General features: G+C 59.2%; 23 protein-coding genes and 2 pseudogenes. 11 read left to right on the forward strand and 14 right to left on the reverse strand.

Annotated elements, in window-relative coordinates; all coding sequences use genetic code 11:
* Window positions 1-2: 2 nt before the first annotated feature.
* From D6B98_RS41990 to D6B98_RS23330, 3 genes are read left to right on the forward strand one after another with little or no spacing between them, the layout of a single operon-like run.
* Window positions 3-1,226, forward strand: a complete 1,224-nt coding sequence (locus D6B98_RS41990) for a GIY-YIG domain-containing protein (RefSeq protein WP_430642547.1) — start codon at window positions 3-5, stop codon at window positions 1,224-1,226.
* Window positions 1,216-2,853: an SIR2 family protein gene (locus D6B98_RS23325; protein ID WP_164718802.1), complete on the forward strand. Its 1,638-nt coding sequence runs from the start codon at window positions 1,216-1,218 to the stop codon at window positions 2,851-2,853. Before D6B98_RS41990 ends, D6B98_RS23325 begins: the two co-directional genes overlap by 11 nt.
* Window positions 2,846-3,310, forward strand: a complete 465-nt coding sequence (locus D6B98_RS23330) for a nucleoside 2-deoxyribosyltransferase (RefSeq protein ID WP_126259245.1) — start codon at window positions 2,846-2,848, stop codon at window positions 3,308-3,310. Before D6B98_RS23325 ends, D6B98_RS23330 begins: the two co-directional genes overlap by 8 nt.
* A 312-nt stretch (window positions 3,311-3,622) precedes the next feature.
* On the opposite strand, the gene D6B98_RS23335 is transcribed toward D6B98_RS23330, so the two are convergent.
* The gene (locus tag D6B98_RS23335; protein ID WP_126259246.1) at window positions 3,623-4,735 is read right to left on the reverse strand and encodes an XRE family transcriptional regulator; all 1,113 of its coding nucleotides are present in this window, start codon (window positions 4,733-4,735) and stop codon (window positions 3,623-3,625) included.
* A gap of 10 nt (window positions 4,736-4,745) precedes the next feature.
* A complete protein-coding gene (locus D6B98_RS23340; protein WP_126259247.1) occupies window positions 4,746-5,420 on the reverse strand; it encodes a hypothetical protein in 675 nt (224 codons plus the stop codon).
* A gap of 265 nt (window positions 5,421-5,685) precedes the next feature.
* Between D6B98_RS23340 and D6B98_RS23345 the strand changes: the two genes are divergently transcribed.
* Window positions 5,686-6,651 (forward strand): DUF2971 domain-containing protein, encoded by a 966-nt coding sequence (locus D6B98_RS23345; RefSeq protein WP_126259248.1) that lies wholly within the window; start codon window positions 5,686-5,688, stop codon window positions 6,649-6,651.
* A 112-nt stretch (window positions 6,652-6,763) separates the two neighbouring features.
* On the opposite strand, the gene D6B98_RS23350 is transcribed toward D6B98_RS23345, so the two are convergent.
* The 3 genes from D6B98_RS23350 to D6B98_RS23355 are packed head-to-tail and all read right to left on the reverse strand — an operon-like array spanning window position 6,764 to window position 9,952.
* On the reverse strand, window positions 6,764-8,239 hold the full coding sequence (locus D6B98_RS23350) for a UvrD-helicase domain-containing protein (protein ID WP_126259249.1): 1,476 nt from the start codon (window positions 8,237-8,239) through the stop codon (window positions 6,764-6,766).
* Window positions 8,229-8,522: a hypothetical protein gene (locus D6B98_RS40930; protein ID WP_245481446.1), complete on the reverse strand. Its 294-nt coding sequence runs from the start codon at window positions 8,520-8,522 to the stop codon at window positions 8,229-8,231. The genes D6B98_RS23350 and D6B98_RS40930 overlap by 11 nt, the downstream gene beginning before the upstream one ends.
* Window positions 8,519-9,952 (reverse strand): ATP-dependent nuclease, encoded by a 1,434-nt coding sequence (locus tag D6B98_RS23355; RefSeq protein WP_245481447.1) that lies wholly within the window; start codon window positions 9,950-9,952, stop codon window positions 8,519-8,521. The genes D6B98_RS40930 and D6B98_RS23355 overlap by 4 nt, the downstream gene beginning before the upstream one ends.
* A gap of 294 nt (window positions 9,953-10,246) precedes the next feature.
* Between D6B98_RS23355 and D6B98_RS23360 the strand changes: the two genes are divergently transcribed.
* Window positions 10,247-11,623: a DUF5623 domain-containing protein gene (locus D6B98_RS23360; protein ID WP_235884852.1), complete on the forward strand. Its 1,377-nt coding sequence runs from the start codon at window positions 10,247-10,249 to the stop codon at window positions 11,621-11,623.
* Between the two features lie 133 nt (window positions 11,624-11,756).
* On the opposite strand, the gene D6B98_RS23365 is transcribed toward D6B98_RS23360, so the two are convergent.
* On the reverse strand, window positions 11,757-12,650 hold the full coding sequence (locus D6B98_RS23365; protein WP_164718803.1) for a 3'-5' exonuclease: 894 nt from the start codon (window positions 12,648-12,650) through the stop codon (window positions 11,757-11,759).
* Between the two features lie 295 nt (window positions 12,651-12,945).
* Here D6B98_RS23365 and D6B98_RS23370 point away from each other — a divergent pair, with 295 nt between their 5' ends.
* Window positions 12,946-13,128: a hypothetical protein gene (locus D6B98_RS23370; protein WP_126259252.1), complete on the forward strand. Its 183-nt coding sequence runs from the start codon at window positions 12,946-12,948 to the stop codon at window positions 13,126-13,128.
* A 529-nt stretch (window positions 13,129-13,657) separates the two neighbouring features.
* On the opposite strand, the gene D6B98_RS23375 is transcribed toward D6B98_RS23370, so the two are convergent.
* The 5 genes from D6B98_RS23375 to D6B98_RS23395 form a co-directional block, all read right to left on the reverse strand.
* Window positions 13,658-14,746 carry a Kelch repeat-containing protein gene (locus D6B98_RS23375; RefSeq protein WP_126259253.1) on the reverse strand — a complete coding sequence of 363 codons (1,089 nt, stop codon included), beginning with the start codon at window positions 14,744-14,746 and terminating at the stop codon, window positions 13,658-13,660.
* A 100-nt stretch (window positions 14,747-14,846) separates the two neighbouring features.
* Window positions 14,847-16,334 carry an amidohydrolase family protein gene (locus tag D6B98_RS23380; RefSeq protein WP_126259254.1) on the reverse strand — a complete coding sequence of 496 codons (1,488 nt, stop codon included), beginning with the start codon at window positions 16,332-16,334 and terminating at the stop codon, window positions 14,847-14,849.
* 424 nt (window positions 16,335-16,758) lie between these two features.
* Entirely contained in the window at window positions 16,759-17,484 is a 726-nt protein-coding gene (locus D6B98_RS23385; protein ID WP_126259255.1) for an SOS response-associated peptidase, read from the reverse strand.
* A gap of 3 nt (window positions 17,485-17,487) precedes the next feature.
* Window positions 17,488-17,937 (reverse strand): hypothetical protein, encoded by a 450-nt coding sequence (locus D6B98_RS23390; protein ID WP_126259256.1) that lies wholly within the window; start codon window positions 17,935-17,937, stop codon window positions 17,488-17,490.
* 46 nt (window positions 17,938-17,983) lie between these two features.
* A complete protein-coding gene (locus tag D6B98_RS23395; protein WP_205680519.1) occupies window positions 17,984-18,379 on the reverse strand; it encodes a hypothetical protein in 396 nt (131 codons plus the stop codon).
* A gap of 142 nt (window positions 18,380-18,521) precedes the next feature.
* Between D6B98_RS23395 and ku the strand changes: the two genes are divergently transcribed.
* From ku to D6B98_RS23415, 3 genes and pseudogenes are all read left to right on the forward strand, one after another.
* On the forward strand, window positions 18,522-19,454 hold the full coding sequence (gene ku / locus D6B98_RS23400; RefSeq protein WP_126259310.1) for a non-homologous end joining protein Ku: 933 nt from the start codon (window positions 18,522-18,524) through the stop codon (window positions 19,452-19,454).
* A gap of 276 nt (window positions 19,455-19,730) precedes the next feature.
* Window positions 19,731-20,234: an NUDIX hydrolase gene (locus D6B98_RS23410; protein ID WP_126259258.1), complete on the forward strand. Its 504-nt coding sequence runs from the start codon at window positions 19,731-19,733 to the stop codon at window positions 20,232-20,234.
* A pseudogene (locus D6B98_RS23415) lies at window positions 20,231-20,696 on the forward strand (metallophosphoesterase family protein). The gene D6B98_RS23410 and the pseudogene D6B98_RS23415 overlap by 4 nt, the downstream one beginning before the upstream one ends.
* A 54-nt stretch (window positions 20,697-20,750) precedes the next feature.
* Here the strand turns inward: D6B98_RS23415 and ligD are convergent.
* Together ligD and D6B98_RS23425 are read right to left on the reverse strand one after the other, a co-directional pair.
* Window positions 20,751-21,698, reverse strand: coding sequence for a non-homologous end-joining DNA ligase (ligD, locus tag D6B98_RS23420; RefSeq protein ID WP_126259259.1), 948 nt, complete (start codon window positions 21,696-21,698; stop codon window positions 20,751-20,753).
* Between the two features lie 38 nt (window positions 21,699-21,736).
* Window positions 21,737-21,838, reverse strand: a pseudogene (locus D6B98_RS23425) (non-homologous end-joining DNA ligase); the annotation flags it as partial.
* A gap of 104 nt (window positions 21,839-21,942) precedes the next feature.
* Here D6B98_RS23425 and D6B98_RS23430 point away from each other — a divergent pair.
* The gene (locus tag D6B98_RS23430; protein WP_126259260.1) at window positions 21,943-22,131 is read left to right on the forward strand and encodes a DUF3606 domain-containing protein; all 189 of its coding nucleotides are present in this window, start codon (window positions 21,943-21,945) and stop codon (window positions 22,129-22,131) included.
* Window positions 22,132-22,156: 25 nt separating this feature from the next.
* On the opposite strand, the gene D6B98_RS23435 is transcribed toward D6B98_RS23430, so the two are convergent.
* Window positions 22,157-22,435, reverse strand: a complete 279-nt coding sequence (locus D6B98_RS23435; RefSeq protein WP_126259261.1) for a hypothetical protein — start codon at window positions 22,433-22,435, stop codon at window positions 22,157-22,159.
* 1,399 nt (window positions 22,436-23,834) lie between these two features.
* On the opposite strand from D6B98_RS23435, the gene D6B98_RS23440 reads away from it, so the two are divergent.
* On the forward strand, window positions 23,835-24,797 hold the full coding sequence (locus D6B98_RS23440) for an ArdC family protein (RefSeq protein ID WP_126259262.1): 963 nt from the start codon (window positions 23,835-23,837) through the stop codon (window positions 24,795-24,797).
* The last annotated feature ends 71 nt before the right edge of the window (window positions 24,798-24,868 follow it).

Here is a 24,868-nt window from a genome sequence, read left to right on the forward strand (position 1 = left end):
TTATGGGTGATCTCGCCCTCGTTGCGTGCACGAAAACCAAGCGCCAAGTAGCGACGCATGCCTCAGATCTCTACGTCTCCCCGTTGTTTCGAAAGTCGTTGCTCGCGGCTCTCGATCGCTGCAAGCAAGTTCGGATCTTATCGGCGAAGCATGGGTTGCTGAATCCAGGCGACATCGTCTCGCCCTATGAGCAGACTCTTAAGTTCATGCCCGCAGCTGAACGCGCTGCTTGGGGAACTCGGGTCGCTGCTCAGCTCGCATCGGCCGCTTCCCCAAATGATACCCTTATCTTCTTCACCGGGGATGACTACTTCAAGCCCCTTAAGTCTACCTTGCTGGCCTCAGGCTACAGACTCCAACAACCGCTCGGGCGTAGATCCCTTGGCGCACGGTTACAGTACCTTCGAGAGATTAATGACGAAGCCCTTCTGAAGACGATGCTAATCCGCTTCGGACAGTTGATGCGTCAGTTAGCTCGCATTCAGGTCGGTGGACGACTTCTTTCCCAAGCGACTGGACGGCAGCCATGGCCCGAGCGAGGGCTCTATTTCGTTGTCGAGCCTGTTGGACCCGCTGGCCGAGACTGGATCACGCGGGTCGGAACTCACGCAGTGAGTGCTGGCTCACGCACCACCTTGTGGGACCGCATTAGTACGCACCGTGGGGTCGCAGGCCACGGCGGAGGTAGTCATCGATCATCGATATTCCGCTCGCACGTAGGACGGGCTCTCGGCCGCAGAGGGGACGAGGCATTGCCCGCATCTTGGGGCGTCGGTCAGTCTGCACCAGCAGATGTGCGGGCTAGTGAGTCTTTGTTGGAGCGAAAAGTATCCAGCGTCATCGGCGACATGCGATTGCTTTGGCTAAGTGTTCCTGATGCGGCTGGGCCTCGGAGCGATCGAGCATATCTTGAGCGAAATATTATCGGTCTACTGTCCCGCACAAACGTTTTGGGAATACGACCGGCTCCCAATAGCAATTGGCTCGGACGGGCGAGCGTCGACTGGCGGATCGTCACCTCCGGGCTTTGGAATCTAGATCATTTGTTTTTTCGTCCGGATCCCAGATTCTTGGACGTACTTGAAATCTACATAAACATTATGGGCGGCAAGGACGCTCCACGGGAAGAATCGCTCGCCCCGGTAGATTGGGCTTGCCGGCCCTCACATGCGAACCACGAACAGCTCAACCTCTTCGAGACGGATAACAAGCTTCATGGTGCGTAAATCTGGTCCGTCAGATCCTTCGAACTTGATGGGCAACTCAGCGCGAGCGATCGTGCACCTGCGCGCACAGCGACATCGAAAGCGACTAGGCCTAATCTTCGGAGCAGGCGCCAGCAAGGCGTTAGGATTTCCCGGATGGGAAGATCTGGTCAATCGTATTGCAAGGCACGAGGCCGTTCAGGCGGAAGATGTGTTGAGCAGGGCAGGTGAGATCAAACCGCCACGATCACTCGCTGCACTCACGCACATGATGTTTGACCATTTTCGCGCGCGAAAGCTGAGTGGTGCAGGTCTTGACACATCGGTGCCTCTACTGCAGGAGCAGCGGATCAAAAGCGATTGGCTACGGATCATTCATAGCGAGCTATATCGAGATGTCCCTAAAGCTGCAGACGACCGAAAAAAGTCGATTGAGGCCCATCCGTATCTGAAATCATTCCTGGATGTCGTTAAAGCCTCGCCGCTCACGGTGAACTACAATTTCGACGATACGATCGAGAAGTTGTTGATGTTTTCGCGAAATGAAGAAGAGGAGTCGACCACTCGGGGTTACGAGACCATCGACAAACCGAATGCTCAATTCCAGAAGCCAGCTGGCGTGATCTATCATCCCAATGGCTTCCTGCCATCTCGCTTCGACGACGGCGCTAGTGCAGATCTTGTGTTTGATAGTGACGGGTTCCAGGATCAGTTGATAAGCGCAGCGAATGGACGCTACGTTCACCTCTCAAATCACCTTTCCCGCAATACATGCCTGTTGATCGGGTTGTCGCTTGATGACACGACTCTGCAGAGTATGCTTCGGCAGAATGCCGTTGCGAGCCCTGGGCACATTCACTATTTTGTTCACTTTGTCGGGACCGATACCTCCCTCTCCGACGAAACTCGGAAGGCGGTCTTCGATTCCAACTTTACATCGTACAATCTCTATACGTTGTTTCTAGACGCTGATGGAATTCGCCATCTGGCAGATTTAATCCGGATGCCAGACTCGCAATTCGTCCGTTTCCAGCCGAATAGTCGGAAACTCGTCTACTACGTGGTAGGCTCTATCGGGGCAGGCAAAAGTACTGCAGCCTCCAATTTTCGTAGCTTGATCACCTATGATGAATGGATCGACGAGCGACTTCCCGAGCTGGCGCGCCCGCAGAGTGCCGAGGATGATGCTTCGAGCATAGACAGTTGGATCGCCGAACAATTCCGCAAAAAGAACTATGCCCTAAATGAATGTAAGGAAGGCATTCATCTTGTGGATCGATGTCCACTTGATCCTCTGACCTTCCCGGGAGACAAGCAAGCGAAGGCGGCGAACCTCCTCGCGACGATGACTCACGAAAATGCGATGACGATTGCGCAGGGGCACGTGATCATGCTGGATTGCGATTTGGATGAATTGAAGCATCGCAACAGTCTCAAGCACAAATATTGGGAAGATGACAAACTCTCAAGCTTGATCAACGAGATCGATTTGGTGTACCGCGACGTTCCCAAGACTGTTCTGTGCACTCGCGGTCGAAGCATCGACGAAGTCGCTCGTGAAATTGCTCGTATAATATTTCTCGCGGAATACACCCCTGTCGATATTGGCGCCGAATTGCAAAAACATTGTGAGGCCGTCTGTGCCTAGTCCCTGCGTCTACCTGGCTGCACCGCTCTTCAATCCGCGTGAACGCGCCTTTAATGATCGTCTCACTCGAGAATTGGAGCAACGGAACGTTAAGGTGTTTCTTCCACAGCGCGACGGTACACTTCTTGTCGATATGCTGGAAGCGGGCGTCTCTCAGATTGTCGCTGAGCGCAGAGTATTCGCGCAAGACATTGACGCATTGCGATCGTCGGATGCCTTGGTAGCAGTACTGGACGGCGCGACAATCGATGAGGGGGTCGCCTTTGAGGTAGGCTTCGCCTACGCTCTCGGGCTCACATGCGTTGCGATTCAGACCGACGTGAGAAGAGCCTTACCCACAGGCAATAATCCAATGATTAGCCAATCCTTTCGAGAAATCTTCACGTCGGAAGACGAGTTGCTACATTGGGTGGACACCTATTCACTCGACTGGCAGGCAGCCCGGGCGACTGCTTGAGGCACTGTAGCGAGCGATGGCCAACATTTTCATTGCCCGGCGCCGAACTGCGCCGTTCCTGTAGCGGCCATGCCGACACCGAATTGGTGCGCCACGCCGACTGTACGACTGAGAGACAGAGCGGGCTAGGTGCGATGGATAGTTGCTCCTTCGTTCCTTCAGAATCCTCCTGCTCGGCCTCCCGAATTGACTCCAGGCATGGGCTTCCAAGCCGGCTACGCAGGACGATTGCTTCGGCGGTCGTGAGCTTCACCGGACTGAAGGTGAGGACTGCTTGAGGTCCGCCGGTGGCGGATTCGCGATCGGCACGAACTAGATCTGCCGCAATGTAGGGAATGATACCACCTTGTTCTGCAGGCTGCCGCTAGGTAGCGAGCAGAGCGACTCCACATCACTGGCGTTGAGGAGCACGTCCTCGGCGATCTCGGTGGGGAGCTTGACCTTGTTGTCAATCAGCATCTGCGCGGCCGAGCCGAGCACCGTCGGCCTCGACAGCGCGAAAGCATTGTCGAGCGGTTCTCGCTTGCGGATGCCACGGGCGTTCATTTGCTTCCACATGTATTTGACCTGATCGGCGTTCAAGATCCCGAGTTCCTTGCACCGGTAGATCATCGCCGCCACGGCCACGCGCCACCGGCCCTTGAGCGATATGAAGTAGTCGATGGTTGTGTTCGCGATCTCCCGCGCGAACGTCCGGCGTGGCAGGAGCAGGGCGCCGGCGAACCGGTTGGCCTGGTTCTCAAGCCGGTCCAGGTTGCGACTGTTCACTTCGACGGCGTTGTGCAGGACGAGGTGGCCGAGTTCGTGTGCCATGTTGAAGAGCTTACGCGAGTTACTCTCCTGGTCGGCTGCGTAGAGCACGTATGGTCGGCCGCCCTGCCAGCGGGAGACTGCATCCATGTCCTCGCAGCGCACCGGCTCCTCGATCACGATAACGCCGTGGTATTCGAGCAGCGGAGCCAGATCGGTGATTGGACCATAGCCGACGCTCCAGAACTCGCGCAGTTGGTCAGCGATCTCCTCAATCCGCTCGTTGCCGTCGCGTTCGTAGTCGAACTCGATAGCGGGTAAGTGCACTGGCGGCAGCTCGACGTATTCCGCGAGGGACTCCGCTATGTAGAACGCCCACTCCAGCCGACGGCCGATCCGCAGGCGGTCGGGCCGCTGCATGCGCTTCAGGCTGCGCCATGTCGGCGTCAGGAAGCGCTCAGCAGTATGTTTGCGCGGCGCTATGAAGAAACCCGGTGGCTGGCGGGTGACGGCGATGATCTTGCTGAACACGTCGCCGCGCGGTGCGAAGGCGCCAGTCTCATAGGTGCCAACGGACTGGCGGCTCACGCCGATCGCGTCGGCGAACTGCTCGTCGGTCATGCCGACGGACTCGCGCGCCTCCCGAATCCTCTCGGGGATGATCCTCGCAGACATGGGCACGCCTTCAACGCTTGGTGTCGTCGTTCTTTTTCTTCTTCTCCATCATCGAGACCACGTTGTCCTTGAGCTTCATCTTGGACTTCGGGTCAACCTCGGCCGGCCGTTTCGCGTCCTCCGACTTCTTCTGCACGACGACGGTCATCAGGTTGATACGCGCGAGCCACTCGTCAGCATTCGCCGACGGCGACTGCCAGAGCGCGTGCGAGAGCCGCCCGTCTGGCGCTGCGCGATAGGTCAACCACGTGTAGAGCTTCGGCGGTGCCAGGCGGATGATCCGTTCCTGCTCGGTCTCGAACAGGTTCGGCATGTTCGACGCCCGCGCGTCCTGGCGGTTCGGCGTGTCTTCCGGAAACTTGGTCGGGTCCTCGGTGCGGACGATGTGCGCGTGGCAGTCGCCGCTGTAAATGTCGAGCCAGTGCCAGGTGCCGCGAGGCATCGGCATCAGCGTGCACTTGAATGGGAGATCGCCGGCTTTGCACATCTCCTCGAAACGCATCAGGATGCCGGCTCGGCGGATCAGACCGCGCATGTCGTCCCCGACTTCTGACGAGAACATCGGGGTGCCCTTGATCACATCGTCGCCTGCGGCGATGCCTTCTCGCAGGGCCCGCAGCGTGTTTGCGTAGGTGTCGTAGGCGAACGCGGCGTCCAACCGCTGCTGAAAAGTCTTGGTCTGCATGGTGGTACGGCTTCCCTCTGCCCCGACGCGCGCCAAGTAGATCGCCCTTTTTTCTGTCCTGTGTCAAGTTCTGTGCCCCTTTTTCTATCAGTTCGTGGAGGTTGGGAGCAAAGATCCCAAAAGATCAGGGACTTAGGCTGCCGAAGAACGAGGTCCGGCCGTTCGCCGCCTTGCGCCGAAACCCACCGAAGTGCCCACCGTGTTGCTACTCATCCGATTCGTACCCCAAAACCCGCGAACCCGAATCGCGGCTCAAGAGGAAGCAATGGCAGAAAAACGAAGCGTTCCGAGGCGGCTGTTCAAATACCGCGCGTTCAATAATCTCACACTCGATATGATCATTGCGGACAATCTCTTTTATGCCGATCCGAGCACATTCAATGATCCGCTCGACACGCGGCCGTCGCTCAACGCCGATCTTCCTGCCACAGACATCGAGAGCGCGTTACGGCAACTCATCGAGCGACGCGTCAGCGCGGAGATGAAAGCCGCGGCTCAGACAATCAGGTACAAAGGTCCGAAAACCCTGGATCATATCGATCGACTTAGCCGCCTACAGGCCGATCAGGTCATCTCGGAAATAATCCACAACGCGACCGACCCAAGCTATGAAATAGATGACCCTCTTCAGTTTCTGCTTGGCCGCTATCTGGAGAAGGAACTGTTACTGCAATATGATAAGGGCATTGTATCTTTGGGTCAGCGCGCTACCTGCCCGTTAATGTGGAGCCACTATGGCGATCAGCATCACGGCGTCTGCATCGGCTACTCGGTGCCTTCTGATGCGCTCGATGATCTCCATAAGGTTCAGTACGGCGGCACGCGGCTCGTCGATGCCAGCAAGGTCCTAGCTATGCTCGACGGCGACAAGGACGCCCGTCGTCAGGTCGACGAGGCCGTTCTGTTGCGAAAGGCGGCGAGCTGGCGATACGAGCAGGAATGGCGTTTGATTGGGCCGCGCGGGGTGCAGCGTTCCCTACTGGAGCTCGAAGAGGTGATTTTCGGAATGCGCTGCAAGGAAGCCGTAAAGTACGCCATCGTTACCGCCCTGGATGGTAGGCAACGGCCCGTTCGTTTTTATGAAATGCGCGAGCTCCACGGGACCTTCAATCTGAAGAAATATCCGCTGGAAGAAGGAGAAATGAGGGCCTTTTTTCCGAGGCGATCTCGTGACATCCACGAAGCATTCCAATCCATCGCCGCTACCCAGAGGGAGGGGCAACCGTCCTGATGGCTCTGCCTTCGCTAAGGTCGTATGCCGAAACTCCTCAGCATGTACGGAGACGAGACTCAACCTACGTGCAAAGCATACATCGATAGATCTCCTGCGGTCTCCGACCTGGTTATAGAGCGCTGCGGCTACGTTCGATTTGATCCCGTGACGGTAGGAATCGCTCCGCCGGGGATATGATCCGAATGCTCGTTGTCGCCCGGGTCAGTGCGACGTACCAATCCTTCCTCGTCATCGCGTCTTCTGCGATGATGATCGCGCGTTCGAACTCCAGGCCCTTCACCAGCAGCGTGCTGCCGATGCTTCGGTTACCGGGGCGACGCCCCGCATGCCGCATCCGATTTTGAACTTCCCAAATCGCGATGCTCAGCGTGGCAAGTTGGCGCGTCGCCTTCAATTGCAGGGCTGATCGCATCGCATGGAACATCTCACGACGATACAGATAAACGCCGGGTCTGTCGTGGAGCGTTTGCAGAAGGGCGAGAATGCTCGCTTCCGAACCGCTGGAGATCACGGCGTCGCTGAGTGGAAATAGCGAACCGAACTTGGCCTGTCCCAGGCGCCGACCTTGCTGGCGGGCTCCGAGCGCTTTGAGCAGCTCCGCCCTTTCGAGGCCCGTCAGGCATTTGGACCCGAAGTCGACGATTGCTTTTGCTCGGGCCAACCCGGTCGTCCGATCGATCGTCTTGGCGGCGGCATAGAGGGTCTTGCAACTGATCGCTTCAAGGTTGCCAAAACCCTGTTTGGCAAGTTTTTGTGCCAGTGCGGAACGCCGGTTCTCGCTTGTGCTGTCGCCAATGACGATCAGGCTGCCTTGCACGGGGTCGCGCATGGAAGCGAGGCATTCCCCGACGATGGCTCTCTGACGGCGTTGAGCTGCCGCGGGCAGAGACGTCCAAGTTACACATCGTGGTCTTGATCGCAGGTCCAGATCGTTGCCGTTCTCAAGGGCGGTACGGACGCCCTGCAGCCACTCGGCCAATTCTAGATTTTCCGCGTTCTTCCAGCGCCATGGCGTCAGAAGCTCCGCCGAACGCTCAAACAGGGGAAATACATCGCTATCCCAGTCGACCGGTTGCTGATCTCCGAAATCGAAGATCGCTTGCAATGGATCGCCGAACACGCAAGTCGGCAGAAGGTTGGCGAGCCGTGAAACAACTTGATGCTGCTGTTTGGTGCAATCTTGATATTCGTCGACGAAGCATCCTCCATAGGATGCGAGTAGAACGCCATCGACAGCGCCGCTATCGAGCAGGCGCGCGCCGGCACGGTAGACATCGTCCCAGTGGGCGCTTGTTGCCGGCGCAAACGCGGCGAGTCCCGAACGTTGTGGAAACGATGCCGCAAATCGCAAGCACCACCCAGCAATGGTGTCGATGCGGTACTTTGCGGTCGCAACTTGGTGCTTACGCAGGCGTTTGGTCAGGGCGTCGACGCCCGCATGTGTGTGCGTGAGGATCAGCCTGCGCCGATCGGAGATTCCGACGGCGAGCGCGATCTGCTCCGTTTTACCGCACCCAGCTGCGGCGACAATGCTGCCACGGCGGATGCTTACAGCGAGCCGGGCAATATCGTCATCATTTGCCATCGACCCACTTCCTCATGGCGGCAACACCTATGCTGAGAGGCTTGTCGGAAACAGCACAAAGATGAGGCCCGATGAGCGCGGCCAGCCGTTCGCCGCGCTCGATTGTTTTGAACCACTTCTTGTCGTTCGCGACCTTGCCGAGGATACGTCGGACTTGCACGGTATCGCGGTCATTGCCGAGCTTAGCTGCCGTGGCGGTGGGGAGCCCGACTGTCGACAGAGCGTTGTCAATCACGGCCCTGACGCTCTCGACGCTGCTGAATTCAATGGCGAGTGCGATCATCGAGCGTATACAAGCCCAGGGGAGGTCGAGAAACAGGCGTTCTTCCGTCGAGCACTTGTCAGGCCATTGGTGAACAACTGCGCCTTTCCCCTTGGCGCGCCTGCCTGATTCGGTTCTTCGTCGGAATCCAGGAGAAGCCAGACCTCATAGCCAAGGTCACGTAAATGTTCGGCGATAAGGGGTGCTTTGTCCTTACCTCCGCCGTCGATTGCGACAGTAGCTTGCAAGGCAAATGAGTCATTGCCGGACGTCTGCCACCATTCGTCCAGGCCGCGGGCAAGCCCCTGTTCGGTGCGGCCTTCCCCAACCAGTATTTTCCGGGCGAGAAAGGCCTCGGGGTTTCCTCTGAGATGGCGTTGTGCAGTGTCGGAGTCCCTTGCAAGAGCAGAGATGGACTTGACGGTGATGATGCCGACATCTGACCGGACTGAAAAGATATCGGCCGCAGTAAGCTCGCGGATCACGACCGGGGAATGTGTGGTTGCAAATATCTGCGGCTGAGCCGCGTCGGCGGCGGCTTTGGGCGCCTTGAGATATCTTAGTAGGCGAGCGATACGATGCGGCTCGAGGCCGTGCTCGATCTCATCGATGATCGCAACATGCGGGGGACCGGCGTCGTGCTGGAGAGCCGACACAAGAAGACGTGCGGAGCCTGTGCCGAGCCTGCGCAATGGCAGATCGCCATCATGAAGTGAGATGCCGCCTGAAGTGATGCTGACACCCTGTACGTCGAGCTCCGCCGTAAACTTGCCCCGCACAGGCACTGCGAAGAGCTTGCTCAGCTCCTCCGCTCGATCGACGGCGCTCTTGAAGACATTTCGGTCGCCGGCTTTGAACGAGGAACGGGCGGCGCGGGCCGCTTCAGCGAGTTGCAGGCTGAAGCCATCGCCCGCCTCGCCGATGCGAGTCAGCACGGAGGTTCGCCCCCAACCCAGATGTCTCTCCGCGTAGGGGCCGAGGCGGTTCGTCGCAAGCTGCTTGGCGTCCTTGAACCGGATCGTCGGCGGATCGCTGTCGAGCGCGTCGATCCTGTCATTATATATCGACCACCGAGCCTCTAGGGTCTGATCGATGACGACGTTGATCGAGAGCACTTCCTCCAAGCCTGGTCCCGGCTCATCGATGATTTTTTTGGCCGAGACATCCCAGCCGCGGAGGTGGAGCCCATATCGATCTTCGGCCTTGAGCTGCGGTGGCAGGTCAGAAAGCGTTACGGTGATCCGGATCGGCGCCTTAATGTCGAGATCGAAGAAATCGCAGTCGTCGGCAAAAATGTAGGACCTGGGATTGAGGCACAGCTCGATCGCGTCCAGCACAGTGGTCTTGGTCGAATCCCCGGGGCCAATGAGACAATTCATGCCAGGGGATGGTGCCCATTTCAGCCTTTTGATGCCGCGGAAATTTTCTACTTCCAAGTAGACGATGCGCATTCATTCCCCCAGGCCTTACCGCACAACCTGTCCTTCAGTTTGAGATTGCCACGATCTCGGATCCCTCCAGGAGAGGTAATACAGTAGCGCAACCTGAGGTCATCCCGTCCTGGGGTGCATCCTTTCGCGAAAGTCTCGGTCGTGGTATTCTCCGACTCGGCTCCCGGCAGGAGCCTGCCGCCCGTCGTAGCGAAGCCGTTGAGGCGCTGTCCAGATCAATCGTTCCCGCCATGTCATGTCGGGCCCGAGAGGTGGTTGACGGGCGACGCTTCGCTAAGGGCCGGGAGACCTGACGTGTCGAACGATCACATTCGTCCGTCCTCAATTGAGGGCATCAAGCAGCTCGCCAAGCGATTCAAGAAGTCCGACGGCATTCAGCATGCTGTCGCCTTGGACAAGGCATCAAAGGCGGCCGGCTTCGAAAATTACAAGCACGCACTGCGCAAGCTTGGAGACGGCCTCGCAGCCCCCGGGCCGTCGGCCGAACTGTACATCTCCGTTCTTTGGCGGGATCGTACGACCAAGGTTACGGGCTGCGAGATCCTGAAAATGCCGCTCGGCAGACCTCTGGACGCGCTTGTTAAGCCGGCACAATACAAAGCATCGCGGGGGCTGGGTACGATGCGCCGAGAAGGTCCTGATCATCTCGCAGACACATACACCGCGTCGTCGCAGGAGGCGGCGCGGGAGGCTGCGTGCGAGGCTGCCAGGACTATTCAGTTTATTGAGGCAGCCCGATTGGTCCCGTCAAAGGCGAAACGATCTTTCCCCAGAGGACAAGTCCAGCATCGGATGCCGGGCTCCGATCACGATGCAGCGTGGTTCGATCCCGCAGCGAAGACCTTCATCCGCACCAATGAGCCTTATTCCCATAGCGTCACTCGCGAGCAGAAGGAATGGGCTGACCGACACGGTTGGGCGGTCGCGGTTTCGCCGTGGAAGGGAATGTATCGGCCTGACGGCGGGACATCGCTCTTTCTTTTGGCCGATATGTCCAAGGGATATTTGCTTGAGCCGATGATCTCGCGGTTGGTGGAGGCACCGGCTCCCATCGTGGCGTCGGCCTGGGATGGAGAGTCGAGGCCGATCGCACCGGCCTTCGTCAGCCCGGGTCAGGTGGCGGAGATCGAGACAGAGGCCCGCGAGGTCAAGAGAGCTGGCGAGCGGCGCAGCTCCAACAACTCTGTCCCATATAGCATGTTTCTTTCGGGAGCGCAGCGCCGACCGAAGACGCGCATGCCAATTGAGGGGCACAAACTGGTCGGGCGACTGCTGAAGTCGATCCTGATCGGGACGAGAACTCGCGCGGGCGTTCACCGACGCGTCGACGCAATCCGCTGCGAGCTCGATAACTGGGTCCAGTGTGAGTATAGGCGCGACGAGCTTTCGGATGACGTGTTTTTCGATCTCTACTATCATGAGCTTCCCGAAGGGGACGCACTCGCTGCGGTACCCACAAGCTGGGATCGGCACATTTTGAATCTTGACGAGGTTAAGGCTACGCTCGTCCGATACTATCCCGAGTGCCCACCGCTGCGCCAATTGCTAAAGAAAGCCGATCTGGCGATCGCATCTCTTCGCGCTTGGAATGTCGCCCCAACACATACAGGAAGATTGGAGAGTTCGGACATCAATCGAAATCGAGGTCCCGACGATGGTGGGCGCCTCTGACCGAACAACAAGCGTCGCCTCTGGATGAATAGGCACAACGCCGGCGTTTAATCCGGCGTTGTGCCTACAATCCCCTCAATACCTGCCGCCGATCCCGCCGAGATTTTCGGCATCGAGCAGCACCGCGCCCCAACTAACCCCTGACAGAAAAGCGATTGAACGCAGTCAGGCTCTGAATACGCGGTTCAAGCTCCCGGAGATAGATCGTCTTTTGCAAGAACTCGATTTCCGCGTTTTGATCGCCGTCATCGACATCGATGTACCAGGACTTTGGCCGTCCATCGGTACCGTCACTCCAACGATATCCGCGTCGCTTGAGTTCATCCTTCAGCTCGAACGGCGAATGTTCAGCCCAGATCCTAATGGTTTTGCGCCGCGCGCGTTCCAGCAGAGTGGAACGAACAGTCTGATTGTGATGGGGGAGCTGCAGCGCCAGGATCTCGAGGAGCGCGAGGCAGTCATCGACGGCGCGATGTGCCTCATGAAATAGGCCCGCCTTCATCAGCAGATACGGCAATCGTGAGCCTTCGAACCCATGATTGCGCCATTCAATCTCACTCACTGAACATGCCCACGCTCGATGTTCAAACGATGGACAGCAACGCTCAATGAACTTCCGGTCGAAAGCGGCATTGTGAGCAATGACGACAACAGCATCTGCCGCAAAGGCGGCAACGCGATCCGGATCAAGGCTGTGGCCATCGACCATCTCGTCGGTAATCCCTGTGAGAGCCGTAACCTCCGCGGGGATGGGCACCGACGGCTGGTTGAAGCAGCTGAAGGTATCGAGAACTCGGGTGGTCCGGCCGTCCGGCAGGTAGGCGAACTTGACCATTCCGAGCTCGATAATCTGATCGTGGGCCGGATTCAGGCCGGTTGTTTCGACATCCAGCAGGAGAGCAGTCTTGACCGCTTCACCGTTGCTCGTAGCGAATTCTGATCGTGGAATGAGCCGGCGCAAGACGCGATAATCCGGCGATTGCTCGAGCGCGGCCGCCATTTCGGCCAAGGTTAGGGGATTGGTCATGTTCATGGTCAATAGATGAAACCGCGCTCCGTGCGCGCCAGAGTGCACTCTATCGGATGCGATCGGGCTATGCATCGGAGCCTGTGGATAGCTCTTCGCCGGTGTACATCTCGCAGCTAACGGCTGGGTGGAAATAGCCGGACGCCAATGCCCATCCTTTGAGCGACTCCGCTGCGAGCATCGATCCACAACCTGCGATGACCGATCGCCACTGTTGCGTAGGTAGCTCTAGCGTGGTCCAGGCGACTCACGCTAACCATCATTCTCAACCACCTCACTGCACAATGGGAATGAAATGGTTGCAGCCACCCGTGAACCGCCGGCTTCTGGTTATGCGCTTGAAGTGGACGGCCGACTCAAAGCCGAATTTGCAACCAGGGACGGCGCCAGAGTAGGTGGAGAAGAACTCAAGAGGCGTTTTCCCATGCTTCAGATCAGAATCTATGACGCGCACACGCATGCGCGCGAGGAAATCTAGATCCGCTGGTTTAATCTAGGCAGAGTTGCTCCGTTTGCGCGCGTGCGGCCGCTGCCGCAGCGGGCTCTCGTGAACCGAGCCGCTTCGCGTCTCGGCCATCCGGCTTCGATCCCTCGCGCAAGGACTGAGGAGCTCCTCGCGGGGGCACTCGGGAAAGGGGCCCGCCTGCGGCGAGCGCTATCACTGCCCCGTTCCCGGGTGCGCTATTAAACCGGTCTCGTCGCTGCTATCGGACCCGCGTGCCCGTTCGGGTCGCTATGCTTCACGCTCTCCGGGGGCCTCTTTTGATTCTCCCAGTCTTTCGCTTTGTCTTCTCCTCGGCCGAATTCCCCAGCATTCCCACGAGAATTCTGAGGGCACTGCCGCGCGCGCCGGGGCAAAGCGCCGGCCGGCGCCCGTGCGACGCGGGCGGTTCCTTTCCTCAAGTGCGGTGGGGCGGCGCTTCCGCATGGACCCGAGGCAGCAAATCTCGAGTCCACCATGGAAGGTGACACGCGATGCACGCAACACGTTCAGTGGGAGCGAGGTCTTACTGGTTGCCCATGACGGTGAACTGGACGTCGTTCAGATAATCGCCATTTCCGCGTTGTGACCCACCTAGAACATAGAGAAAGTTGTTGTATTGCACTGTGGCCTGACCCCACCGGGGCACTGCGAATTGATGTGTGTCGAACACAAACCGCCCGGTTTCACTGTCTGGCGCCAGGGGGGCAAATTGCACGTTGTTAAAGTAGTTGCCCTGTCCGGCATTACCGCCGAGTACAACGAGCGACGGCCTCCCAGCTGCTAACGTGACAGTCATTGTATGACCGTACAGCGGCATGTTCAGTCTTGCAGCGTTGGTGTGCCAAGCGTCAGGACAGCCGTCATCCCTGATTGGAGCATACTGGACATCGCTAAAAACGTCTTCAATTAGCAGGTCACCCCATCCTCCAGCGACATAAAGGACGCCTTTGTTCACGGCTACGCCTGGAGCTGAACGACCACCCTTGAGGTGAAATGGACATAGTTTCCATTGGCCGAGCGAGCCATCGGGATTGATCTCTGCGGTCTCGATCGTATCGAAATGAACCGTATCCTTGCCAATCTCGCCGACGCCAGCGATTGCCGCGAGATAGCTCGTGCCCGACATCGTGGAGAATATCTGCAAGGCGAGATTCGAACGAGGTATTGCGAGCTGGTTGGGACTCGTAGTCCATGAGCCCAGCATACCGTCTGGCATCACGCGGGCGTACTGAGCGTCGGCACGCGTCCCCTTATTCGAAAAGCCACCGACGACGTAGATGAACTCCTTGTGGACAGCTACGCCCATTCCCGAGCGCGGCTCCACGAAGGGCGTTGTCTTCTCCCATGCGCCTTCGGCGATGGCACCGTCGTTCCCGAGAAGCGCAGTTTGAACATCGTTGTATAGTGTGAAGTTGTTTGCCGAAGCGTACAGGCCCCCTAGGATGTAGATCCTGTTGTTGACGAGAGTCGCGGCATGCGAGGTCCTAGGACCTTCGAACGGTGTTGTCGCCTTCCAGGTGGAAAACGTGAGTTGGTCGCCGCGCGCGGCAGCCAGCGTCGCAAGCAGCGACATCACAACGGTGGCGCAATATACACGCACGGCATTTCGCATGAGCCTGCCTCCGACAGATCAGTTGAGCGCTTGCTTGTAAGCACCGTTGAAAGAACCAACCGATGCTGCCATGACTTCTAGTGAAGAACCACGACGATGATCAGTCGCACTCAATGTCAGGCAGGCTAGAGCTTCCTTTCGCAAGAGCCGCATTTAGCGCCTTCTTGATGTCTGCCACGCTCCAGCCGCGCACGCCTGCTTCGCTTTGGCCGAGATAGATGGCCTTCGTTGCACCACAGACGGTCATTTGATCAACCGCCGTTCCAGTTGGTAGCAGCTGGGTCAACAGCGCAAGATCGCCGTAGATTGGCTGGCCGCCAACCACGACCAATGCAATGTCGGCAGGAGTGGCCTTAACAACAGGGTCGAGAGCAGTTGGCTTTGTCGGATCGACGGCAACGTTGACGACGACAAAATCTGCGAACTTGTTCGGAGCAAGGCTTCCGACATGGTCTGAGATGCGCGCCATCTTCGCCGGTGTTGACGTGGCCATCTTGATAAGGTCGTCCGACTTCACGCCGTAGTGCCGCGCGGCGTAGCCCATCTCTTGGAGCATCCCGGCGCTGCCAGACGGACTCCAATCCGGAGCGATTGCCATGTCGATGCCCGCTAGATGGGCGGCTGCGAGGTTAACCGTCGAGCCGTATAGTTCATCGTTGCTGCGTGGAGACCACACTAGCCCAACCTTACTTTCCTTCATGCCTTTGAAATCTTGGTCTCGCAGCGCTGTGCCATGTATGAGGATGAGACCTTCTCGCTCGATGGCGGACTCGATGCCGGTCTTCAGGTCCTTCTGCCGCAGGATTTCCTTGCTCAGCATGGTGTATTCGCGATGAGCCGCGGAATCAGTCGGTGCGCCTTCTGAAAGGTGGACGACCATGCCGCGCAGAGTCCCAGCCTTGAGCTCGCATAGAAGGAAGTCCATCCGGCCATGCGTCAATTCCAGCGGGAAGACATCATTCTCCACCACATCAAGTAAAGTGCGGTCGATCGCTAGATCGGTCGGGCAGATCGTGTCTTTCGGATCGGAAGGCGGCTTGGTGAATGGCATGTTCGAAGCCGTATCCAGATTACGGACAAGGCCGGCCACGCACTTTGCGTTGTCTGGATGCTTGTCGTCCGCCAGCAATCCACCAAGGACTGATGTCGCGCCGCCCGCAAGCGCCTTGATTTCGGCATAGATCTCGGTTTCGCAGGCTGTATCAGCAAGCACTACGTTGTGTGGGGCCACCAAGGCCCTGTCGTATTCGGCCGTATCCTGCCATTCGTATCTGTTGTTGAACTTCCTCGCCGGGATCCACCGCGGCAACGCATTCCATGTCAGATGGTCGTGCAGATCGATGAAGCCCGGGAGGATGATGCCGGGGACTTTGATCGCCGAGGAAGACGACGGGACCGAGGCAATCGGGCCAACGGCGGTGATTATTTGCTTGGAGATGGAAATTGCGCCATCGGAGATGATGCCGTTGGGGCTAAGCACCATCCCGCTGATTGTCCAATCGTCGGCGGCCTTGGCTGTTGTGAGTGGCGAAAGTGCCAATGCGACCAGAGCGGTGCTCCATCCAGCGATTCTTAAAAAAGTTCTCATGCGCGGACCGTGCCCTGAATTGATGTGACCGAAAATAGGTTCTGAAAAGACTCCTAGGTTAACTCGCGGTTGCGGAAAGATACAAGAGCAACGGCCGCTTGCGCTGGGGGTAACACCCCTACGCACGGCACCGTCAGCGTGTCTGTTCAAGCAAGGGTTAACAGGAACTTTGGAGTGGCGCTTCGGCCGCCGTCGGAAGCATTCGGAAATTGCTGCCTTCTGGCGGCTTCAGTTGGCGCCATCCGACATACTCACTGTCAAGATCTCAGGGGGTGCCCCCTGGTGCCCCGCCCAGAGTAGGGCGCCGGCCCTGTCGGGCGGGTCTTCCTCCGCTCGGTTCCCCCTGGCACTTGCTACCCCGGTCTCCTCGATGCGCATGGGTGCAGGGGTGAAGTGCACCCTGCATCCATGTCGTCTTCCTCCGTCACGTCGCCGGTTCCGCCGGGTCTTCCTTGACACCTCGGGCGACGATCCGAAGCGACCCATCCGGAAGCGGGCGTTGCAGCTTTAGTGCCTCATCGCTACCCGCGGTCATCCAGGTCTCGACGTCGTCCGGCGTTGTCAGGATCACGGGCATCGCCTTGGAGTGGATGGCGCCGACCTCGGCGTTCGGCTCCGTCGTGAGGAACGCGTAGAGGTCGTTGGTTGTCTCGCCTTCCCTGACCTTCCGAACGGAGGTCCAGTTGGTCCAGATCCCGGCGAAACAGGCGAGGGGCCGGGACTCGTCGAGGGCGAACCAGATGTCGCCACCTTCGGCCTTGTTGAATTCGCTGAACGAGTTGAATGGCACCACGCAGCGATTTTCGACGCCGAGCCAGCGGGCCCAGTGCTTACTTTCCACGTTGCGGATGTTGGTCGTGCCGCCGTCCGGCTCCATCCGCAGCAGTTCCTTGAAGTCGACGGTCTTGCCCTTGGCCTGCAGCTTTTGCGCTCGTTTCTTGGTGGCATCCATTAACGCCTTTGATGACGACGGCATCCCCCATCGCGCCGTGGCGAGCTCGCGGCCTTCGGCCCCGTTGCGCACGATCGGTGCCTTGTAGTCTGGAAACACGCCGGGCATCGACGCCAGATTGCCGTCGTATCGGTTTACGACGCGAAACAGCGCACTAATAGCAGCTTGGTTTGTCGTGATCGAATAGAGATTACACATCAATCAGGTTTCGGTTCGAGGGTGGCGAGGCTGCCAAGCCAACTGTAGCAGAGTCGCCGATGGACGCCGGCCCGCCTTGGCGCATTTGCGGCAACGCAGCCGGCTGGCGAGATCGTGCACGAAGGTGGTTGGCGGGTGCTTCATCGCCGCGAGGTCGACGTCGCTCGGCGTCTTGCAGCGCGTGCACCTGATCTCGAGCCAAGGGAAGCCTCCGTTCACGGCCTGGTCAATGGTGGGCGACGGATCGATCGGTTCGCCGTCGCTCCACATGCGCTCGTTCCAGCTTTCGCAAAGCAACCTGTCTGCTTGCTGAATCATGGCCTCGCCCTTAGCCCGCATCTGCGCCGATTGGGCAGCAAGCATGTTGGCCATCGCGCGTGCCTTGCCGAGCTCCTTTGCCAGAGCTTTGCGATCGCCACCCGACAGGGGCGTAGGGTGATACTTCGGGGCCATCCGGATTTCCGGGCGCAAAGAGATCGGATCGGCAAATTCAGAGCGACTACGGCGACTCGAACGCTGGCCAACACCCGTCTTCTTCATGCCTGCCGGTGCGCTGTTGGCAGGTGTTGTCGAGCAAGCGCTGCGCCACGTCCTTCCAGACTGCGTTGGCGCCATACAAGCGGACGGCATCGGCGGTCTGGATTTCCACGGTCCGGTCGCAGCGGCGGCAGGAGACGCGCAGGACGTGGGCCCTAATTTCCGAAAGGCGTCGCTGCCGGGCCTGGGCCACGGTCGCGCCGGCGCGAGGATCTTTCAGGACCGATTCCCAATATTCGGCCGGGAGGGGGGCATCCGGACCCGCAGCGGACGGCGCTCGTCTACGGTCGGCTTCAGTGGCCAATTTTTCCATCTGCTTTGGGGTCGGCATGCGCCAGCTCGCGGGTCGGTCGGTCATACGCAATTAGAACATAACAAGAACAAATGTCGAGTCCAGGTAGACCGGCGGTGAGAAAAATCCTCCTGCCAGACGGCTGGCGGTGTCGGAACCAAGCCGGCCCGTTCGTCTTGAATCCGGCACCAGTATGGAGTTCCCCCGCATGGCCCCCCGCGCTAACTGGAAAGGCTTCCTGCGTCTTTCCCTCGTCACCTGTCCGGTAGCGCTCTATCCGGCCACGTCGGAATCCGAAAAAGTCTCGTTCAACCAGCTCAACCGAAAGACCGGCCGCCGCATCAAGTACGCCAAGGTGGACGCTCATACCGGTGAGGAGGTCGACAACGAAGACATCGTCAAGGGCTACAAGGTCGACACCGACACATTCATTGAGGTGACGAAGGAGGAGCTCGAGAACGTCGCGCTGGAATCGACGCGAACGATCGAGATCGACGAGTTCGTCGACCGCAGCGAGATTGATCCACGCTACCTGATCCGCCCTTACTACCTGACTCCAGATGGCAAAGTCGGGCACGACGCCTTCGCCGTTATCCGCGAAACCATCCGCGAAATGAACAAGGTCGCGATCGGTCGCGTGGTGCTGACCAATCGCGAGCACATCATCGCGCTGGAGCCGCTGGACAAGGGGCTGATGGGGACATTGCTGCGCTATCCCTACGAAGTCCGTTCTGCGGATGAGTATTTCGACGATATCCAGGATGTAAAAGTCACCAAGGACATGCTTGATCTCGCCAAGCACATCGTCAATCAGAAGGCGGGTCATTTCGAGCCGGACAAGTTCGAAGACCAGTACGAAACCGCCCTTATCGATCTCATCAATCAGAAGCGCGCGGGCAAGCCCATCGCCGCGAAAGCGCGTCCTCGAGGTGAGAACGTCGTGGACCTGATGGACGCGCTGCGCAAGAGCATCGGAAGAGAGGGCGCGGCAGCTCCAGCGGCACCCAAGAAATCAGGAAAAAAGCCGCGCAAGGCGGCGGCCGGGCAGAAGGAAATGCTGATGCCGATCACCGGCAAGAAGCCTGCGAAGGAGACCGCGGCGAAGAAGCCGGCGGCCAAGCCGCAGCGGAAGTCGGCTTAGGCGTCGTGAAGTATCCGGTGACGATGGACGGCCACTACTTCGTTGTCCGCGGCAGGCTTTGGCGAATGGCTAATCCCATCTCAACGAGGTCACCCGAGATCGTATTGTCGGCCGTCTAGTGGCGGCCCGGCGGGTCGGTGCGCGCGCCAGCAAGGCGGCCGACCGCGAGGCCGAAGCCGCGCTGCATAGGGCCGTGGACGAGGCTAAGCAGCGAGCGCGGTCCAGTATGGCAGGACGGCTCGCCGGCATTCGACTGCTCTGCAAAGTAGGGGCGATATGGCTGCGGTGAACAAGACTTCCAGGAGATCGACCTTGAGCGCGGGCATTCTCGCATACCGCAAGGGAGCGCGGGGGCTCGAGGTACTGCTCGTTCATCCCGGCGGTCCGTTCTGGCGCAATAAGGATGATGGCGCCTGGTCCATTCCTAAGGGCGAAATCGACGCCGCGGATGCTCCGGAGCAGGTCGCGCGGCGCGAGTTTGCCGAAGAACTCGGTCCGAGTGCTTCGATTGGTCCGCTCCAGCCGCTGGGGGAGATCCGACAGCACGGTGGGAAGCGCGTCATCGCATTCGCCGGCGAGGGCCATTTTGACCCAGCTGCGCTAACCAGCAATACCTTCGATATCGAATGGCCGCCACGAAGCGGTCGACGGCAGAGCTTTCCCGAAGTCGACCGCGCGGAATGGTTCGATATCGAGTTTGCGCGGAAGAAGATGCTGTCCGGGCAGGTAGAGCTTCTCGATCGTCTTTTGGCGATCGCCGTTGAGAGCGCCGGGAAATGATCTTCAGGATTGGAATCATTTCGGACACGCACGGCCTGTTGAGGCCCGAGGCGGAACGAGGCCTGGCGGACGTCGATCATATCATCCATGCCGGCGACATCGGGCGCCCCGAGATCGTTGACGCACTTCGCCGGATCGCCCCTGTCACCGCCATTCGTGGAAACGTGGACAGTGGCGAGTGGGCTCGCGACTACCCCGACACGAAACTCGTACGTCTGGCGGACAAGTCGATCTACGTTCTGCACGACCTGAAGACGCTGAAGGTCGATCCCGGCGCCGGCATCGACGTCATCGTCTCCGGGCATTCCCACGTGCCGAAGATCGACACGGTCGGTGGCATTCTCTACCTGAATCCCGGCAGCGCGGGACCTCGCCGTTTCCAGCTGCCGATCACGTTTTGCGACGCTCGAACTCACGCCTGACGGCATGCGACCGGAAATCCACGACCTTGGAGGCGAGTGAGTGTCGGCGGAGGGTGCGTCAAACCTTTTTGCCGGCTTTCGCCGAAGGGAAGCACTACTTGCGCGGACGTTCTCGCTCTCGCACGACGTCCTTCGCCCGCTTGTCGGACCTGAGCCCGAGGTAGACGGGCTGGCGCAGTTCGCCCTTACTCGTCCACTCCGCAAATTTGACCTCGGCAACCAACGAGGGCTTGACCCAGGTCGTGGCAGCCTCGTCCTTCACTTTGGCAGGGAAGGGCGATTTCGGGGTCGTCAGCTTCATGAGTTTGGTGTGGAGGTCTTCCAGGACCTTGTGGCTGAAGCCAGTGCCAACATGTCCGATATAGCGCCATGTGTCGTCTTCCCGTACGGCGAGGACCAGGGCGCCGAAGTATGGTCTTGTACGCCTCGGCGCCGTGAAGCCCGCGATCACCACTTCCTGCCGCTTTGCTGTCTTGATCTTCAGCCAATCCGCCGTCCGGCTTCCGGACGCATACGCGCTGTCGGCGCGCTTCGCCATGACGCCTTCCAAACCCTTCCGCTCGGCCTCGGCGAAGAATTTTGTGCCGCTCGCTTTGCGGTGACGGCTGAAGGTAATCAGCCGGTGACGCGGCAAGATCGCTTTCAGCCGTTCCTTGCGCTCGAGAAGAGGCTGTTTGCGCAAGTCAACTGTGTTCTGAAACATGAGATCGAACGCGCAATACAGGAGCTTCGCTTCATGCCGCAATGCGTTCTGAAGTAGCTGGAAATGCGAGACGCCGTCCTTTCCGATCGCAACGAGTTCGCCATCGATCACGGCGTCGCCCTTCACGCCCTCCAGCGCTTTGGCGACCTCGATATAGCTGCGGCTGATGATCTTGCCGTTGCGGCTGTAGAGCGAAACCTTGCCCCGCCGGACTTCCGCGATCATCCGGAAGCCATCGTACTTATCCTCGAAAACCCAGTCGGGGTCGTCGAACGGCGCGTCGGTGAGCGTAGCGAGCATTGGCTGTAAGCGCTTGGGCAGGGTCGACGTCCGGCTCATTCAAGGGCCAATCCTTCAGTGCGTGTGGCGTAATGCAGGGACGGCACCTTATCGCTCGAGGTGGCCAGGGCCGGTTCGATGAAGCCGGGGAAAGGCGCGTTGACGCCGATAACCGCCTGCTTTTTACGCTGAAACGCCACTGAAGAACTCCACGCTACAGACGATTCAAATTGGCACAGTTCGAATCGTTCCGGAACCTGCGAATCCCTGTCGCGTTGCTTCGATGTCACAACAGGAGGCACCCATGGCGGGAGCAAAAAAGAGCAAAACGGCGCGCGGACGAAGGCAGGACCGGGCGCGGGTGGCAGGCGGGCAGGACTACGAAGTGCAGTACGAGGCAAAGAAAACCGGAAGGTCGGCGCCAGCGGTGAAGAAGGCCGTCAAAAAGGTCGGCAACGCGCGCAAGCGCGTGGAGAAACGGCTGCGCCGCTGAGGCGGAGTAGGGTCGGCGTCGGGGCCTAGAGCCGGTCCTCCTCGTCAGGAGGGCATTCTGGGCAGGTATCACCAATCGAGTCCAGCGCGTCGCGAATCGCGGCCTCCACTGCCTGACGGGATACGTCTGCTGGCGGATCTCGACGGGCGATGTCGAAGGCCCGCTCTCGTGCATGCGGATCGGCACGGTCTTGCATCCAACCGTGCTCCTCGCACTCGCGGATGGCGCCGGCTTCGTTCAGCACGTTGATCGCCCAACCGCGCAGGGTGCGGAACGCTGGCCGTCTCTGCTTGGTCATCAGCATTGAAGGTTCTCCCATGCTGAGACGAATCGTTTAGTCCCGCAGACGTTCCCCATCGCTAACACACGACTGGGATTCCGGATCGTGGGATCTCGTGGTCCTTCAAAGGCCGAATTTTCCGCCCGGCCAGATGCTAGGGTGGACAAAAACGAACAGAAGAACCGTTTTCCGATGCTTCAGACGTCCGAGCACAGGTGGTTGCTTCTTGGTCCGTTTTGCGCGTGCGGCTGTCGCCGCACCGGGCTCTCGTGAACCGAGTCGCGCAGCGTCTCGGCCTTGCGGCTTCGATCCCTTGCGCACGAGAAGATAATTCCCTCGCGGGACAGAAACGAAAAACCGGACCTTTATGCAGCAGCCACCTGCACAAAGGTCCGGCTTTATCTTAGCGTGCCGCGATACCAAACGGCTGCAAAGGACGCTTCATATCCTTTGGGAAGGTCTCGCTTTTCATCCGGGTTGCGACCCGGAGGCGGCAATAGATCAGTAGCCGATACGACTACTTCTTTTTCTTTGAAGTCTTCTTCGCCACCTTCTTGGTAGCTGATTTCGTCGTCTTCTTTGCCTTCTTCGCTTTCTTGGCCATGTCGTCCTCTGTAAGAATTGGCTCTCAGTGAACATGCCCACGACGTGCATAGACATGCGCACGAGTGAGACGTTATCACAAAAGCAAAATTGATACCAAGCAGACGTGAAGCCGCATTGAGTCGCTCGCCGGAGGCACTCGCCCTCGGGCCCGCCGTCATTGCATGCCGGCGTCGCTATCACTGCCCTTCGGGTCGGGTGCCTTCTTAACCGGTCTCGCGACGGCACTCGGTCCCGGGTCCCGCCGCTACGCGTCGGCGCTATGCTGACCCTCCTGCGGGTGCCTCTTTCGCCGCGTCCGCGAGTGGTCTTCGCTTTCGCTCCGCCCACAGACCTCTCTTCCACAATTGTGAGACCCCTGTGAAAATGCCAGGCGGTTCTCGTATCATTGCCCGCATCATGTTCGCTCAGGTTTTGGCGCGTGCGGCCAGGGCCGCACCGCGCTCTCGTGAACCGAGCCGCGCAGCGTCTCGGCCTTGCGGCTTCGATCCCTCGCGCCAGAGCTTTGGTGCTCCTCGCCGGGGGCACTCGGGAAAGGGGCTCGCCTGCGGCGATCGCTATCACTGCCCCGTTCCCGGGTGCCGCTATTGAACCGGTGTCGTCGCTGCACTCGGACCCGCGTGCCCCTTCGGGTCGCTATGCTCACGCTCTCCGGGTGCCATTTTCCCTTGAGGCGATGCGCCCTTGTGCACACGCCTGATCGGGCCTGGGTCCCAGGTAGATGGCGCTAGAGGCTGAAAGTAAGAGTGCAGGCTGGGTTTTTTCGTGGCGGGTTAAAAGCTGCGAGAGAGGCTCGCGGTGCCCGTCGCGGAGACCCGCGATGTCAAACCTTAATGCTTGCGCGCGCGCCGGCCACGACCGGGCGAACCTCTATAGCGAAATCACCGATAAGATCATTGCCGAGCTTGAGGCCGGACGTGTCCCCTGGGTTCAGCCCTGGGGTACTGCCGCGGCGAAAGCGCCGCTGGCCATGCCGAAAAACGCGTCGACCAACCGGCAATACAGTGGGGTGAACATCCTCATCCTCTGGGGAGCCGTGATCGAACGCGGATTTACAGGTCAAAGTTGGCTCACCTTTCGTCAGGCGCTCTCGCTTGGCGGCCACGTTCGCAAGGGAGAGCGCGGTACTACTGTTGTTTACGCAGATCGTTTCGTGCCGAATGACGAAAAGCGCCGCGCCGCCGAGACCGGTGAAGACGCGCAGACGATTCCATTCCTCAAACGATTTACCGTTTTCAACGTCGATCAGTGCGAGGAACTGCCAGACGGCATCGCAACCGCTGCTCCGCCACCGCCGGCTGGCCTGATTGAACCCACGGTTGACGCCCTCATCAAGGCCAGCGGAATTCCATTTCGCATTGGTGGAGATCGCGCATTCTACGCAACAGCCGAAGACTATGTTCAGGTCCCGCCACCGCAGGCCTATTTCGAACCCATCAACTGGCACCGTACGGCCTTGCATGAACTCGGCCATGCGACCGGGCATCCCTCGCGCCTCAATCGCGACCAGAGCGGATCCTACGGTACGAAGAAATATGCCTTTGAAGAACTGGTCGCCGAGTTGAGCTCCGCTTTCAGCTGCGCATCGCTCGGGATCGTCCCGACCGTGCGCCATGCCGACTATATCGGTTCCTGGCTTGAAGTCCTACGTGAAGACAGTCGGGCCATCGTGCGTGCCGCCTCACAGGCGAGCAAGGCCGTGGACTATTTGCTCGGCTTCGTTCCCGGGTCCATTGAGCCCGCATCGTTGGATTCGGCTGTCGCCGATCACGAGACGGCGTGATGCTTGGCCTGGTGGCCGCGCGAGAGTGAGAGGAGGGGAGGCTGTTCGCGACGGGTTGGAAGCCAAGAGAG

The organism is Bradyrhizobium sp. LVM 105 (assembly GCF_003957705.1).
In the GTDB taxonomy this organism is placed as follows: Bacteria; Pseudomonadota; Alphaproteobacteria; order Rhizobiales; family Xanthobacteraceae; genus Bradyrhizobium; species Bradyrhizobium frederickii.

Excerpts from the sequence above, each read along its gene's own strand:
- D6B98_RS41990 (WP_430642547.1), top strand. The coding sequence starts at position 3 with ATGGGTGATCTCGCCCTCGTTGCGTGCACGAAAACCAAGCGCCAAGTA.
- D6B98_RS23325 (WP_164718802.1), top strand. The coding sequence starts at position 1,216 with ATGGTGCGTAAATCTGGTCCGTCAGATCCTTCGAACTTGATGGGCAAC.
- D6B98_RS23335 (WP_126259246.1), bottom strand. The coding sequence starts at position 4,735 with ATGTCTGCGAGGATCATCCCCGAGAGGATTCGGGAGGCGCGCGAGTCC.
- D6B98_RS23340 (WP_126259247.1), bottom strand. The coding sequence starts at position 5,420 with ATGCAGACCAAGACTTTTCAGCAGCGGTTGGACGCCGCGTTCGCCTAC.
- D6B98_RS23345 (WP_126259248.1), top strand. The coding sequence starts at position 5,686 with ATGGCAGAAAAACGAAGCGTTCCGAGGCGGCTGTTCAAATACCGCGCG.
- D6B98_RS23350 (WP_126259249.1), bottom strand. The coding sequence starts at position 8,239 with ATGGCAAATGATGACGATATTGCCCGGCTCGCTGTAAGCATCCGCCGT.
- D6B98_RS40930 (WP_245481446.1), bottom strand. The coding sequence starts at position 8,522 with ATGATCGCACTCGCCATTGAATTCAGCAGCGTCGAGAGCGTCAGGGCC.
- D6B98_RS23355 (WP_245481447.1), bottom strand. The coding sequence starts at position 9,952 with ATGCGCATCGTCTACTTGGAAGTAGAAAATTTCCGCGGCATCAAAAGG.
- D6B98_RS23365 (WP_164718803.1), bottom strand. The coding sequence starts at position 12,650 with ATGACCAATCCCCTAACCTTGGCCGAAATGGCGGCCGCGCTCGAGCAA.
- D6B98_RS23370 (WP_126259252.1), top strand. The coding sequence starts at position 12,946 with ATGGTTGCAGCCACCCGTGAACCGCCGGCTTCTGGTTATGCGCTTGAA.
- D6B98_RS23375 (WP_126259253.1), bottom strand. The coding sequence starts at position 14,746 with ATGCGAAATGCCGTGCGTGTATATTGCGCCACCGTTGTGATGTCGCTG.
- D6B98_RS23380 (WP_126259254.1), bottom strand. The coding sequence starts at position 16,334 with ATGAGAACTTTTTTAAGAATCGCTGGATGGAGCACCGCTCTGGTCGCA.
- D6B98_RS23385 (WP_126259255.1), bottom strand. The coding sequence starts at position 17,484 with ATGTGTAATCTCTATTCGATCACGACAAACCAAGCTGCTATTAGTGCG.
- D6B98_RS23390 (WP_126259256.1), bottom strand. The coding sequence starts at position 17,937 with ATGGCCCCGAAGTATCACCCTACGCCCCTGTCGGGTGGCGATCGCAAA.
- D6B98_RS23395 (WP_205680519.1), bottom strand. The coding sequence starts at position 18,379 with ATGACCGACCGACCCGCGAGCTGGCGCATGCCGACCCCAAAGCAGATG.
- ku (WP_126259310.1), top strand. The coding sequence starts at position 18,522 with ATGGCCCCCCGCGCTAACTGGAAAGGCTTCCTGCGTCTTTCCCTCGTC.
- D6B98_RS23410 (WP_126259258.1), top strand. The coding sequence starts at position 19,731 with ATGGCTGCGGTGAACAAGACTTCCAGGAGATCGACCTTGAGCGCGGGC.
- ligD (WP_126259259.1), bottom strand. The coding sequence starts at position 21,698 with ATGAGCCGGACGTCGACCCTGCCCAAGCGCTTACAGCCAATGCTCGCT.
- D6B98_RS23430 (WP_126259260.1), top strand. The coding sequence starts at position 21,943 with ATGGCGGGAGCAAAAAAGAGCAAAACGGCGCGCGGACGAAGGCAGGAC.
- D6B98_RS23435 (WP_126259261.1), bottom strand. The coding sequence starts at position 22,435 with ATGCTGATGACCAAGCAGAGACGGCCAGCGTTCCGCACCCTGCGCGGT.
- D6B98_RS23440 (WP_126259262.1), top strand. The coding sequence starts at position 23,835 with ATGTCAAACCTTAATGCTTGCGCGCGCGCCGGCCACGACCGGGCGAAC.